Consider the following 13,012-nt stretch of genomic DNA (forward strand, 5'->3'; position numbering starts at 1 on the left):
CTTCGTCGAACGGTGGGATGCGTCGTGGAGGCATACTGTGTGGTTTTGAGCAGTTGTCGCAATGAACGACCAGAAACGCGCAGTCCAGTTGAGCGAAAGGGAATCCGTGACGCACTTCCTCGAGTCCGCCCGGTCTCTGCAGTCCGGGTCGTCGAAGCGGTCCAGCCGCAAGATCGCGATCATCACGGCCGTCCGCGAACGTCGGAGCATGGGCCTGGACGACCTGGTCCGGGCGTTCGGCGTCTCCCCGGCAACGATCCGACGGGACCTCGCGGACCTCGAGGACCAGGGGCTCCTGGCCCGGACCCACGGTGGAGCGCGGACCCTGCCGGCGTCCGAGGTGCCGGTCGGGTTGCGTGATGCGCAGTACCGCGAGGCGAAGACCCGCATCGCCCGGTGCGCCGCGACCCTGCTGCCCGAGGGGCCGTGCGTGGTGGCGATCGGCGGCGGCACCACCGCCGCCGGGGTCGCACGTGCCCTGATGTTCCGGAACGACCTGACCGTGGTCACGAACTCGGTGACGACGGCCTCCGAGATCGGCGGACGGCCGAACCTCACGGTGGTCGTCACCGGCGGTGTCGTCCGGGGTCACTCCCTGGAACTCGTCGGTGCGCTGGCCGAGAGCACGTTCAACGCGGTGACCGTCAGGACGGCGATCCTCGGCATGGACGGTGTCAGCGCGGCCGGCGGGGCGACGACGCACGACGGCACCGAGGCGCGGACGAACAGCGTGATGGCACGGCGGGCCCAGCGGGTCGTCGTGGTCGCGGACTCGTCGAAGATCGGTCGCGTCACCACCGCCTGGGTCGCCGGGCTCGACGACGTCGACGACCTGGTCACGGACGACGCGGCTGACCCGGACGAGCTCGACCGCATCCGTCGGCACGGCGTCCGGGTGCACACCGTCGCGGTGCCCGGGCTCCCCGGTGCCCCGGTGGCCGTGCGGTCACCGCACTAGCGGGGTCGCTGGTCGCGCTCCTCGGTCAGGTGTTCCCGACCCACGCGGGCCTCGCGGACGACCGGGCCGAAGTCGACCGTCCGGCCGTCGACGACGAAGCGGTCCGGGCCTGCCGGCTCGATGACCGGGCCACCGGTGAGGAACCGTCGGAGCGCCGCCTGCTCCCCGGCGTCGAGCCAGGCCACCGGGTCGGACGTCGACCGGAAGCCGGCCACGATCGCCAGGTCGACGCCGACCTGACGCTGCTCGGGGCTCATCGTCGTGTCGATCGACCGGAAGTACGCCACGTCCGGGTCGACCTGGTACAGCTCGTGCATCCAGAGTCGGGCGAGCGAGGCAGTGGCCCCGTTCCGTCCGCCCTCGTGGCTCGGGTCGGCGACGCTCCCGGGCGGTGCCCAGTCGGACGCCGTGTCCGGGCCGACCCGGACGCCGTCGAGGACCCCGACGGACGGGAGCATCGGCGCACCGCACCCGAGCAGGTACACGTCGGGCCCGGCGGCGGTACGGATCCGCTGCAGCGCCTCCCGGTACGCCCGTTCCCGCGGCACGTCCCGGTGTCGGACGCCCGGCAGGGCCCCGGCGTAGAGGAAGTCCAGCTTGAGGTAGCGGAAGCCCCACCCGACGACTGTCCGGACCACGGCGTCCAGGTGCTCCTGCACCGCAGGGTGGGTGGTGTCGAGCGCGAAGTAGTGCGAGTCCCAGTTGTACCCGGCGACCAGCGGACCGCCGCCCGGGTCCTGCACGAGCCAGTCGGGGTGCTCGGCCGCCGTCCGTGACCCGGGCAGGCAGATGAGCGGGGCGAGCCAGAGCCCCGGGCGCGACCCCCGAGCCGCGACCGTCGCCGCGGTGGCCGCCATGCCGGACGGGAAGCGGTCGTTCGGCACCCAGTCGCCGACGATCTCCTCCCACCCGTCGTCGATCTGGACGACGTCCACCGGCAGGTCGCCGAGCCCGGCCGTCGCGTCGGCGATCAGCCCCTCGTCGATGTCCTCGAAGGACGAGTACCAGCTGCACCAGAGCGTCGACACTGGCGCGGCGGACGGGGTGCCGAGTCGGTCGCGCAGGAGTTCCGCGTAGCGGGCGAACACGGCGGCTTCGGCTCCGACGCCCAGGAACCACCCGTCGCCGTCGTCGGTCTCGACCGTGGCCCAGAGGCCCTTCGCTGCGCCGCCCACCCGCGGGGTGCCGAGGCCGAGCGCGCCGAGGAGCAGGACCCGGCCGTCGGCCAGCCGTAGCGCGCCGAACCCGTTGCCCTCGTGCCGGTCCGGCGTGTCGTTCGCCGCGTCGTCCGCCGTGAGCCGCCGCTCCTCGTCGCCCCAGATGCGGAGCGGACTCTCGTCGAGCGAGGCCCAGCCGGTCGGCGACCACGAGTTCCAGCCGCCCCGGTGGAAGTCCGTCGCCCCGGTGCCGTCCGTGGCGAGCGCGACGAGCACGTCTCCCGGGTCGAGCAGCCATCCCAGCCGGGTCGCGACGACGCCCTCGCCGTCCGGCACCCCCGAGCCGTCGAAGTGCAGTTGCCTCGTCGCCATGGCCACGGTCCTTCCCTGCACCACCACCTGCGGCGCGCGACGATCGTAGGAGCCGCGGTGACCCGGCAGACCGAACCGAGCACCGCGACTGCGCGCCAGCGGTCGGTCGGGCACGGCGTCTCGGGGGAGAATGAGCCCGTGGACGGTCAGGGACAGCAGCCGCGGTGGCGGAAGACGTGGTCGATGGTGCAGGTCGGCGTGTTGTCGGCCGCGGTCGTCGGGTGCATCGTGCTCCTGCTGACCGGCGACGGCTCGCTCGACCGGGTCTACGCGGTCGCCCTCGTGTTCTTCGGCATCGCCCTGCTCGGGCACGTCACGTTCCTGGTGCTCACCGCACGCGCCGAACGCCAACGCTGAGCGCAACCGCCGAGCAGCAGCGCTGAGCGGCGGCGCGCTCCGCACGGCGACGCTGCGCGGACGATCCGTACGTGCGCGCATCCGCACCCTGTCAGGCTGGACTCCCCATGGAACTCATCGCGCCCGAACTCGTCGTCGTGCTCGTGGTCGCGATCGCCGTCGCCACCGCGGTCTCCGGCCGGCTGCGCGTCGCGCCCCCGGTCCTCCTGCTCGCCTTCGGCGCCGCGATCGCCTTCATCCCGGTGTTCGGCGAGGTGGAGCTGCCGGCCGACGCGGTGCTGCTGCTGTTCCTGCCGGCGCTGCTCTACTGGGAGAGCCTGACGATCTCGCTCCGGGAGATCCGGGCGAACCTCCGCGGCATCGTCCTGATGGGTACCCTGCTCGTCGTCCTCACCGCCGGCGGCGTCGCGACCCTCCTGCACCTGCTCGGCATGCCGTGGGGTCCGGCCTGGGTCCTCGGCGCCGCGGTCGCCCCGACCGACGCCACCGCCGTCGGCGCGCTCACCCGGTCGCTGCCCCGGCGGAACACCACGGTCCTCCGTGCCGAGTCGCTGGTGAACGACGGCACGACCCTCGTCATCTACGGCATCGCCGTCGCGGTGACGGCGGGCGAGCAGGAGCTCACCGTCTGGAACGTCTCCGGGATGCTCGTCCTGTCCTACGTGGGCGGGATCGCGGCCGGGTTGCTCACCTCGTGGCTCGGCATGCTGGTCCTCCGTCGGATCCACGCCGTCGTGCTCGAGAACCTGTTGACGCTGCTCGTGCCGTTCGCCGCCTTCCTGCTGGCCGAGGCGGTCGGCGCCTCCGGGGTGCTCGCCGTCGTGGTCGCGGGGCTCGTCGTCAGCCAGGTCGCGCCGAAGCTGGACCGCGCCGAGACCCGTCAGCAGGTGCGGTCGTTCTGGTCGTTCGCGACGTTCCTGCTGAACGGCGCGCTGTTCGTGCTGGTCGGCATCGAGGCGACGATCTCGGTCCGCAACCTCGCTGGCAGCGAGATCGTCGTCGGCCTCGGTCTGATCGGCGCCGTGTCGGTCGCCGTCGTCGTGCTGCGGTTCGCGTTCCTCAACCTGTCGTGGGGCACGATCCGGCTCGTCACGCTGCGGACGGGAGGCTCACCCCGCGAAGGACACCGCGACCGGTTGGTCAGTGGGTTGACCGGGTTCCGCGGCGCCGTCTCGCTCGCCGCCGCCGTCGCCGTCCCGCGGGTGGTCGAGAGCGGTGGGGCGTTCCCGGACCGCGACCTCATCGTGTTCGTCACCGCGGGCGTCGTGGTGGTCACCATCGTCGGGCAGTCGCTCGTGCTGCCGGCCGTGGTGCGCTGGGCGGCGTTCGACGGCAGCGGTGAGGTGCTCGAGGAGCGCCGGTCGGCGGAGCGCACGGCGATCGAGGCGGCGCTCGACGCGCTGCCCCGGCTCGCCCGGAAGACCGGAGCGGAGTCGGAGATCGTCGACCGGATCCGCGAGGACTACGAGGGTCACCTGGCGCTGGTGAAGGCCGAGGAGAGCGACGACGAGGAGCACCCGCTGCTCGTGCAGCGCGGGGCGGCCGTCGAACTCGAGCTCGCCCTCGTCCGGCTCAAGGCGGCGACCGTGCTGCGGCTGCGTGACCAGGGCGAGATCGACGACCTGGTCCTGCGCCAGGTCCGGGCCGAGTACGACGCCGAGGAGACCCGCCTCCTCCGGCTCGACCAGCGCGAGTAGCCGAGCTCGCCAGCCCAGCCGCGAAGGCCCTTCCCACCGGTCACGACACCCCGTTCCCGTCTCGCCGAGCGGTCACGGATCGTCGTTCCCCGGCGGCGAGAGCGACGGTTCGTGACCGGTCGGCGGACGTCGCCCGCGCACGCCGCGCCCACGCCCGCCACGGCAGCGACGACGCCAGCGCCGCACCGATGACGACCGTGCCGAACCAGGCGACGAGGGTCCCCGGCACCGGCACGAGCAAGCTGGTCCAGAGCAGCACGGCGAGCACCCCGAGCACGTACGCGGCCCCGGCCTTGAGGTACCGCAGCCGCCGCAGTCCGGCGGCCTGGTCGAGGTGCGAGGTCAGCCGGGCGAGGAACATCGCGCCGACGCCGATCGCCGCCGCCCCGACCGCGACCTGCTCGACCGCCCCGAGTCCGTCCGTCCCGAGGACCCCCGAGCCGGACAGCGAGTACACGCCGTCCAGGATCTCGAACAGCATGAACACCACGAGCCCGCGCTCGAACACGACCGTCGACGCGTAGAGGTGGATCCGCCACGCGCCACCCGCGGTGCCGATCGAGCCGGTGTCCGAGCCGGCAGCCGGACGCCCCTGCAGCGCCCACCGCGCCAGCCGCTTCGACCCGAGGTACGCGGCGATCCCGGCGAGCCCGCCGACCAGGACCGGCACGACCTGACCCAGCAGGACGGACGTCGGTCGCCCCTCCGCCGTGACCGCGACGAGGAAGGAGGTCAGCGCCACGCCGGTCGCCGCGGTGACCAGCGACCAGACGCGCGGCCGGGCGACGGCGGCGAGGCGGGCCTCCAGTCGGCCGAGCCAGGACTTGCGGGACGCGCGGTCGGTGTTGAAGAGGTACTCGGCGAACACCAGCCAGATGAAGGCCGCTCCGAACGCGGCGAGCGCGGGTCGGACCTCCTGCAGGTGGGCGGCGAAGGCGCCGGGGGCGAAGACGGCCTCGCCGACGGTGGCGGCGGGGTCCTCGGCGGACCCGACGACGACCGCTGCCGGTGGCAGCAGCAGGCGCATGGTGAGGACGCCGGCGACGATGCCGAGCGACAGGAACAGCCGTCTGGCGGGGGAGTGCAGGCGGCCGGCGATCCCGGCCATCGGGACCGACGAGTCGGCGGCCATCGCGATCTCGAGCACCGCGAGGGCGATGAAGGCGACCGCGGCGGCGGGGCCGAGGACGACCCAGGCGAGGGCGGCCGCGACGACGGTGAGGGACAGGGGGACGGTCAGCAGGGATCTGGCCATCGCCCCATGGAGCGCTCCCGACCTGCGCCGGTGCTGGGGTGGGCCTGGGCAACGGCCTGGAGGAACGGGCCGGTTCCCCGGGTCGGGTGACGGCCCGTCCCCCCTTCCGCGGACCGGAGGGGCAGCTGTCGCTGCGGTCGGGTAGTCCGACGATCCCGCGGGAGCCCGACGGTCAGTGGAGTGCGCCGTCGTGGAGCGTGAGCACGCGGTCCGCCGACGCCAGGGCGGCCGGGTCGTGGGCCGCGTGGACGACGACGACCCCGCGCTGCGCCTCGGCGGCGAGCGCGTCGAGCACCAGTCGGAGTGATCGGGCGTCGACGCCGGCGGTCGGTTCGTCGACCAGGAGGACCGGGGCGCGCTGGGCGAGGCCGGTCGCGACGAGGGTGCGTTGCCGTTGGCCGCCGGAGAGCTCGGCGAGCGGTCGGTCGGCGAGGTCGGCGAGTTCGAGTCGGTGCAGCTGTTCGTCGACGAGGTCGCGGTCCCGGCGGCCGAGCGGACGCCACCAGGGGAGGGCGCCCCACCTGCCCATCGTGACTGTGGCGCGCACGGTGAGCGGTGGCCCGGGGTCTGGGACGGTCTGGGCGACGTGCGCGACCCGGCCCGGTGTGGTGCCGCTGACCCGCCCCTCGGCGGTGGGCAGGGTGCCGGCGACGGCTTCGAGCAGGGTGGACTTGCCTGAGCCGTTCGCGCCGGCGACGACCGTGACGGTGCCGGCGTCGAAGTGCGCGTCGGTGCGGTGCAGGACGGTCCGGGGGCCGCGGCGGACGGTGACCGCGTGCAGTCGGACGGGCTCGTGGGGCATCTGAGGAGACTATCAGTAAGGAGAATCGTTTTCATGTAGCGTTCGGGACCGTGACCTGGCTGACCGAACCGTTCTCCGTCGACTTCATGCTCCGAGCCCTCGCCGCCGGGGCAACCGCCGCGGTGCTCTGCGCGGTCGTCGGCACGTGGGTGCTCGTCCGGGGGATGGCGTTCCTCGGCGAGGCGCTCGCACACGGCATGCTCCCCGGGGTCGCGGTCGCCACACTGACCGGTGTGCCGGCGGTCGTCGGCGCCGCGGTCAGTGCCGGCGTGATGGTGCTCGGTGTGCAGGCGCTCCGTCGACGACGCGGGCTGTCGGTCGACACCGCGATCGGACTGCTCTTCGTCGGCATGCTCGCGCTCGGGGTGATCATCGTGTCCGGGTCGCGCTCCTTCGCCACCGACGTCACCGCGATCCTGTTCGGCGACGTGCTGGCCGTGACCACCACCGACGTCGTCACGCTGACCGTCGCGGCCGCCGTCGCCCTGGTCGTCACGGGCCTCTTCCACCGGTCCTTCACCGCCACCGCCTTCGACCCGCGGAAGGCCCGCACGCTGGGGCTGCGGCCACGGCTGGCGGAGGTGGTCCTCGTCGCCCTGGTGACCCTGGCGGTCGTGGCCTCGTACCGCGCCGTCGGCACGCTCCTGGTCGTCGGACTGCTCCTGGCCCCGGCGGCCGCCGCCCGGGCCTGGACCCGCGGCACCGCCCAGACGATGGTGCTCGGCGCGGTCCTCGGGGTCGCGGCGGTCGCCACCGGGCTCCTCGTCTCGTGGCACGCCGGCACCGCGGCCGGCGCGAGCATCGCCCTCGTCGCGATCGTCGCCGTGGCCGCCTCGCACGGACTCCGTCGTGCCGTCCAGCTCCTCGTCCCGAACCCCCGGAAGGAACCATGCACCATCTCCGCACCCACCCTGGCCGGATCGTCGGCCCCGCGTCCCTCGGCGTCGCAGCCACGCTCGTCCTGACCGCCTGCTCCCCGTCCGGTCCCCCCGGGGCGGAACGCGGTGCGTCGTCGTCCGCGACGGCCGCCCCGCACGGCTTCGTCGCCGGCGCCACCGAAGCCCCGGAACCCCAGCTCCGGCTGGTCGTGGCGGACACCGACGGGCGGGTCGCGCTGCACGACCTGCTCACGGGGGAGTCCGACGCGCTCGACGCCGTCCCCGCACCGCGGCACGCGGCGACCGACGGACGCTTCCTCGTCACCAGCGACGGTTCCGGCTCCACGATCGTCGACGGCGGCTCGTGGACGGTCGACCACGGTGACCACACGCACTACTACGACGCCTCCGCCCGCGTCGTCGGCTCGCTCGACACGGGCGGCTCCCTGACCGTGGCGTCCTCCGAGACCGTCACGACCGTGGCGTGGCCGGACGCGGCGACCGCCGTCGCGCTCGACCGTGCCGCACTCGGCCAGGGGGAGGTCCGGCCCACCGCGACCGTCGACGGCGCGGGGGTGCTCCTGCCGCTGGGCACGTCCCTCGTCGCCGGCGACGCCGAGCGGGACCGCGTCGAGGTGCTCGCCGGTGACGGCCGGTCGACCGGCGTCGGAGCTGACTGCGCCGACCCCTCGGGTGGCATCACGACCCGCGTCGGTGCCGTGGTCGGATGTGCCGACGGTGCCGTCCTCGTGACCGAGGACCCCGACGGCGGCGACCCCGTCGTCGAGACGATCGCCGCACCCGCTGGTCTGCCGCGCGCGACCGACTTCGCGAGCCGCACCGGTCGGCCGACGGTCGCCGCCCTCGCCGGGGACACCGGGTACTGGCTCCTCGACACACGCGAGCGCACCTGGGAGCACGTCCCGACCGAGCGTCCACTCGTGCAGGTGGTCGCGGTCGACGACGCCGACGAGCACGTCGTCGCCCTCGACACGGACGGGAGGATCGTGGTCTGGTCCGACGGGCAGCGGCACCGGGTCGAGACCGGACCGCTGGTCGCGCCCGCCGCCGACGCCACGCTGCAGCTCGACGCGCATCGCGCCTACCTGGCTGACCCGTCGCGGTCAGTCGTGCACGAGATCGACTTCGCCGACGACGCGCGCCTCGCCCGGTCGATCGACGTCCTGGTCCGCCCCGACGTCCTCGCCGAGGTCGGCCGGTGACCCGGGTCCTGCGCGCCGCCCTCGCCACCGCCGCGGTGCTCGCGACGCTCGGAGCTGCTGGCTGCACCGCCGACGGCGGGGGTGACCGACCGCTCGTCGTCGTCACCACGAACATCCTCGGCGACGTCGTCGAGCAGGTCGTCGGCGAGAGCGCGGACGTCGAGGTGCTGATGTCCGCGGGTGCCGACCCGCACTCGTTCGAGGTCTCCGCCCAGCAGGCCGCGCGGATGCGTTCCGCCGACCTCGTGGTCGAGAACGGTCTGGGGCTCGAGGAGGGGGTGGCTCAGCACGTCCGGGCAGCCGAGACCGACGGCGCCCGGGTGTTCACGGCCGGGGACGCGATCGACGTGCTCGAGTGGACCACCGAGGACGCCAGCGGACCGGACCCGCACTTCTGGACCGACCCCGCGCGGATGCGGGCTGTCGTCGACGCACTCGGGACCGAGCTGCACGACGTCCCCGGGCTCGACGACGCCCGGCTCGACACGGCGCTGGACGACTACCGCGACGACCTGACCGACCTCGACCAGGACATGACGGCGGCCTTCGCGGCGCTGCCGGAGGACCGCCGGGCACTCGTGACGAACCACCACGTCTTCGGCTACCTCGCCGACCGGTTCGACTTCCGCGTCGTCGGAGCGGTGATCCCGAGCGGGACGACGCTGGCGTCCCCGAGTGCCGCCGACCTCCGTGACCTGGCCACGGCGATCGAGGACGCCGGCGTGCCCACGGTCTTCGTCGACGCCTCGCAACCGGCCCGACTCGCCGAGGTGCTGGCGGACGAGGCCGACGTCCACGTCCGGATCCGGTCCCTCGCCACCGAGTCGCTCAGCGCCGAGGGTCAGGGTGCCGCGACGTACCTGGAGATGATGCGTTCGAACACCGCGGCGATCGTCGACGGCCTGTCGGCTCGCACATGAGAATGAGAATCAATACAGTGTCGACCATGACGACGAAACGACTCCTCGCCCCGGCCGTGCTGCTCGGCACCGCCGCCCTGCTCCTCACCGGTTGCGCCAGCGCCGACCGTCCGGCGGGCACCCGCGCCTCGGACGCCGCGACCACCGACCGCACGCGCACCGACCCCGCGCGCACCGACACCGGCCACCGCGTCACGCTGACCGTCGACGGCGGCCTGCTCGTCCTCGACCAGGACCTGCACGTCGTCGGCGAGCACGATGTCGACGGCTTCACCCGCGTCAACCCGGCCGGCGACGACCGGCACGTCCTGGTCACCGTGCCCGACGGATTCCGCGTCCTCGACACCGCCGCCGGCACGACCGGTGAGACGGCCCTGACCGACCTCACGTTCCCGGCGGACACCGGCGGACACGTCGTCGTGCACGGTGACCGCACGGCGCTGTTCGCCGACGGCTCGGGCGACGTGACCACCTTCGACACCGCCGACCTCGGTACCGCCGTCGCGTCGGGGGAGCTGCCGGACGCCGACACGACCGAGTCCGAGGCCGCCCACCACGGCGTCGCGATCGAGCTCGAGGACGGCACGCTCCTCACCACGATCGGCACCGAGGAGTCCCGCTCCGGCGTCCGCGCGCTCGACGCCGACGGGCAGGAGACCGCCCGCAGCGAGGAGTGCCCCGACGTGCACGGCGAGGGCGCGGTGGCCGACGAGGTCGCCGTCTTCGGCTGCAGCGACGGTGCGCTCGTGTACCGGGACGGGGCGTTCGAGAAGCTCGACGCACCGACCGAGTACGGCCGCAGCGGCAACCTGTTCACGACCGAGACGTCGAGCATCGCCGTGGGTGACTTCAACGACGACCCGGACGCCGAGGGGTACCTGCTCGACCAGGTCGCCCTCGTCGACGCGGCAACCGGCGAGTACCGGGTCGCGGACCTGCCCGACGGCGTCGGCTTCACCTTCCGGGACCTGGCGCGTGGCCCCGGCGACTCGGCGGTCGTCCTCGGCAGCGACGGCGCCCTGCACGTCCTCGACGAGGAGACCGGGAAGTCCCTCGACACCGTCCCGGTGATCGATGCGTGGGAGGGACCGGCCGAGTGGCAGGACGCCCACCCCGCGCTCAAGGTCGTCGATGGCATCGCCTACGTCACCGACCCGGCGGAGCGCCGCGTCACCGCGGTGGACCTCGAGACCGGCGACGTCGTCGCGACGAGCGACCGTCTGCCGGGCGTGCCGAACGAGATCGCGGTCGTCTGACCCACGGACCCGACCACCTGACGGACGGGCGGTCGAACACCTGCCCCACGGACGGCGGCGGGTCGATCGAGAACCAGGACGGGCCATGATCGTCGTCACACGACTGAACGGCAGCGGATTCGCTGTGAACCCCGATCTCGTGGAGCGCATCCAGGAGACGCCGGACACGACGCTCATCATGGTCGACGGGGCGAAGTACATCGTCCGCGAGTCCCTGGCCGAGGTCATCGACCGCATCGCCACCTACCGGGCACGGATCGTCAGCATGGCGTACGGCACCGACCTGCCCGTCGGCCGCGACGCCACCGGCCCGCAGCCGACGCTCGCGCCGGTCGCTCCGCTCCGCACGCAGGACGGGGGTCGCTGACGTGGACATCGCGACGATCGTCGGCATCCTCCTGGCCTTCGGCGCCCTCTTCGGCATGATCGAGATGGAGCACGTCGAGCTCGGTGGGCTGTTCCTCCCCGCGCCGATCCTGCTCGTGTTCGGTGCGACCATCGGCGCCGGGATCGCCAGCACCACACTGAAGGACGCCCTCTCGGCGTTCAAGTCGGCCCCGAAGGCGTTCACCGGCAAGGTCACCCCGCCGCAGACCGTCATCGACGACGTCGTCGGGCTGGCCGAGACCGCCCGTTCGAACGGCCTGCTCGCGCTCGAGCAGGAGGCCGACAAGCACGACGACCCGTTCATGAAGAAGGCGCTGCAGAACATCGCCGACGGCACCGACGGTGACGAGCTCCGGATCCTGCTCGAGGACGAGATCGAGTCGAACGCGGCACCGATGCGGAGCGCGAGCTCGTTCTTCATGGGACTCGGCGGCTTCGCCCCGACCGTCGGCATCATCGGCACCGTCGTCTCGCTCACCCACGTCCTGGCGAACCTCGGCAAGCCGGACGAGCTCGGTCCGCTCATCGCCAGCGCCTTCGTGGCGACCCTCTGGGGCCTGCTGACCGCGAACTTCCTCTGGCTGCCGATCGGCGGCAAGCTGCGGAAGCTCGCACAGCTCGAGTCCGACCGGCAGACGCTGCTGATGGAGGGCCTCCTGGCCGTGCAGGCGGGCAGTCAGCCGCGTCTCCTCGGCGAGCGTCTCACCGCGATGGTCCCGCCGAGTGCGCGCGGGGACTCGGGCAAGGGCGCGAAGGCGAAGGCCGGCGCCGACGACCAGCAGCTGGCGGCCTGAGCATGAGCGCCAACCCCCGCGGTCGTGGTCGCGGTCGGAAGAAGGGCGGCCACGACGAGGCCGAACACCCCGACGAGCGCTGGATGGCGTCGTACATGGACATGATCACGGTGCTGATGTGCATGTTCCTGGTGCTGTTCGCGATGTCGACCGTCGACCAGGAGAAGTACATCGCGCTGAAGAACTCGCTCGCCACCGGGTTCGGCGAGGTGAAGTCGCAGAAGGTCGACACCGCGTCCGGCACCGTCGTCACGAAGGACCAGGTCGAGGACGGTTCCGGCTACTCGGTCGACAAGGCCCAGGCCGACCACTCCACCGCGGCGTCGGGCACGAAGGACACCAACGTCGACCCGGCCTCGACCGTCGTCCCGGCCACCGCGACCAAGGCGGACGTCAAGGCGGCGCAGGCCGAACTCGACGACCTCAAGGCCATCGAGGCGGCGATCAAGGGCAACCTCGACAAGGCCGGGCAGTCCACCAACGTGCAGTTCACGGTCGACGCCCGCGGCCTCACCGTCCGGCTGATCGGCAGCGAGACGTACTTCGGCACGAACAGCGCCGACCTGTCCGACCAGGCGAAGCGGATCATGGACGCCATCGCCCCGGTCCTCCGCGGTGCCGACCACGACGTCAGCGTCGAGGGCCACGCCGACAGCCGGAACTCCACCGCCCCGTACGCCACGAACTGGGAGCTCAGTGCCGCCCGCGCCACCGGGGTGCTCCGCGACCTGGTCGAACGCGGCAGCATGCCGGCCGCCCGGATCCAGTCCGTCGGCTTCGGCTCCAGCCGGCCGCTCGCCAAGGGCAGCACCGACCAGGACCTCGCGCTCAACCGCCGGGTCGACATCGTGGTGCTGTCGAACGCCGACCAGGACGTCAGCGCCCTCATGCCGAGCCTGGCGAAGGCGCAGGACGGAGCCCGTTCCGGGTAGGCGCGACCGTCGCCCCAGAAGAGG

The 13,012-nt window shown here is 73.0% G+C and carries 13 protein-coding genes; 10 read left to right on the top strand and 3 right to left on the bottom strand.

Translation table 11 applies throughout. From position 1 onward, the window contains the following. Positions 1 to 106: 106 nt before the first annotated feature. Positions 107 to 958, top strand: a complete 852-nt coding sequence (locus QL987_RS01870; RefSeq protein ID WP_290156023.1) for a DeoR/GlpR family DNA-binding transcription regulator — start codon at positions 107 to 109, stop codon at positions 956 to 958. Here the strand turns inward: QL987_RS01870 and QL987_RS01875 are convergent. Then, on the bottom strand, positions 955 to 2,487 hold the full coding sequence (locus tag QL987_RS01875) for a glycoside hydrolase family 36 protein (protein WP_290156024.1): 1,533 nt from the start codon (positions 2,485 to 2,487) through the stop codon (positions 955 to 957). The two genes, QL987_RS01870 and QL987_RS01875, sit on opposite strands and share 4 nt — an antisense overlap. 138 nt (positions 2,488 to 2,625) lie before the next feature. Here QL987_RS01875 and QL987_RS01880 point away from each other — a divergent pair, with 138 nt between their 5' ends. Together QL987_RS01880 and QL987_RS01885 are read left to right on the top strand one after the other, a co-directional pair. Continuing rightward, positions 2,626 to 2,844, top strand: a complete 219-nt coding sequence (locus QL987_RS01880; protein ID WP_290156025.1) for a hypothetical protein — start codon at positions 2,626 to 2,628, stop codon at positions 2,842 to 2,844. Positions 2,845 to 2,951: 107 nt separating this feature from the next. Next, positions 2,952 to 4,541, top strand: coding sequence for a Na+/H+ antiporter (locus QL987_RS01885; protein WP_290156027.1), 1,590 nt, complete (start codon positions 2,952 to 2,954; stop codon positions 4,539 to 4,541). A 40-nt stretch (positions 4,542 to 4,581) separates the two neighbouring features. Here QL987_RS01885 and QL987_RS01890 read toward each other — a convergent pair whose 3' ends face one another. After that, positions 4,582 to 5,796: a DUF475 domain-containing protein gene (locus QL987_RS01890; protein WP_290156029.1), complete on the bottom strand. Its 1,215-nt coding sequence runs from the start codon at positions 5,794 to 5,796 to the stop codon at positions 4,582 to 4,584. A gap of 172 nt (positions 5,797 to 5,968) precedes the next feature. Further along, positions 5,969 to 6,598 carry an ABC transporter ATP-binding protein gene (locus QL987_RS01895; RefSeq protein ID WP_290156031.1) on the bottom strand — a complete coding sequence of 210 codons (630 nt, stop codon included), beginning with the start codon at positions 6,596 to 6,598 and terminating at the stop codon, positions 5,969 to 5,971. 50 nt (positions 6,599 to 6,648) lie between these two features. On the opposite strand from QL987_RS01895, the gene aztB reads away from it, so the two are divergent. The 7 genes from aztB to QL987_RS01930 all read left to right on the top strand — a co-directional run bounded on the left by aztB (position 6,649) and on the right by QL987_RS01930 (position 12,988). After that, positions 6,649 to 7,563, top strand: coding sequence for a zinc ABC transporter permease AztB (gene aztB, locus QL987_RS01900; RefSeq protein ID WP_290156033.1), 915 nt, complete (start codon positions 6,649 to 6,651; stop codon positions 7,561 to 7,563). Then, positions 7,488 to 8,699, top strand: a complete 1,212-nt coding sequence (locus tag QL987_RS01905; protein WP_290156034.1) for an ABC transporter — start codon at positions 7,488 to 7,490, stop codon at positions 8,697 to 8,699. Before aztB ends, QL987_RS01905 begins: the two co-directional genes overlap by 76 nt. A gap of 8 nt (positions 8,700 to 8,707) precedes the next feature. Further along, entirely contained in the window at positions 8,708 to 9,619 is a 912-nt protein-coding gene (gene aztC / locus QL987_RS01910) for a zinc ABC transporter substrate-binding protein AztC (RefSeq protein ID WP_290156117.1), read from the top strand. Positions 9,620 to 9,645: 26 nt separating this feature from the next. Further along, complete coding sequence (locus tag QL987_RS01915; protein WP_290156035.1) at positions 9,646 to 10,875, top strand: hypothetical protein; 1,230 nt, start codon at positions 9,646 to 9,648, stop codon at positions 10,873 to 10,875. Positions 10,876 to 10,960: 85 nt separating this feature from the next. Continuing rightward, positions 10,961 to 11,242, top strand: coding sequence for a flagellar FlbD family protein (locus QL987_RS01920; protein ID WP_221851382.1), 282 nt, complete (start codon positions 10,961 to 10,963; stop codon positions 11,240 to 11,242). A 1-nt stretch (position 11,243) separates the two neighbouring features. Further along, the gene (locus tag QL987_RS01925; protein WP_290156038.1) at positions 11,244 to 12,056 is read left to right on the top strand and encodes a MotA/TolQ/ExbB proton channel family protein; all 813 of its coding nucleotides are present in this window, start codon (positions 11,244 to 11,246) and stop codon (positions 12,054 to 12,056) included. Between the two features lie 2 nt (positions 12,057 to 12,058). After that, positions 12,059 to 12,988, top strand: a complete 930-nt coding sequence (locus tag QL987_RS01930; RefSeq protein WP_221851386.1) for a flagellar motor protein MotB — start codon at positions 12,059 to 12,061, stop codon at positions 12,986 to 12,988. Positions 12,989 to 13,012: the final 24 nt, after the last annotated feature.

The sequence above is a fragment of the Curtobacterium sp. APC 4022 genome (assembly GCF_030407555.1).
Taxonomy (GTDB): domain Bacteria; phylum Actinomycetota; class Actinomycetes; order Actinomycetales; family Microbacteriaceae; genus Curtobacterium.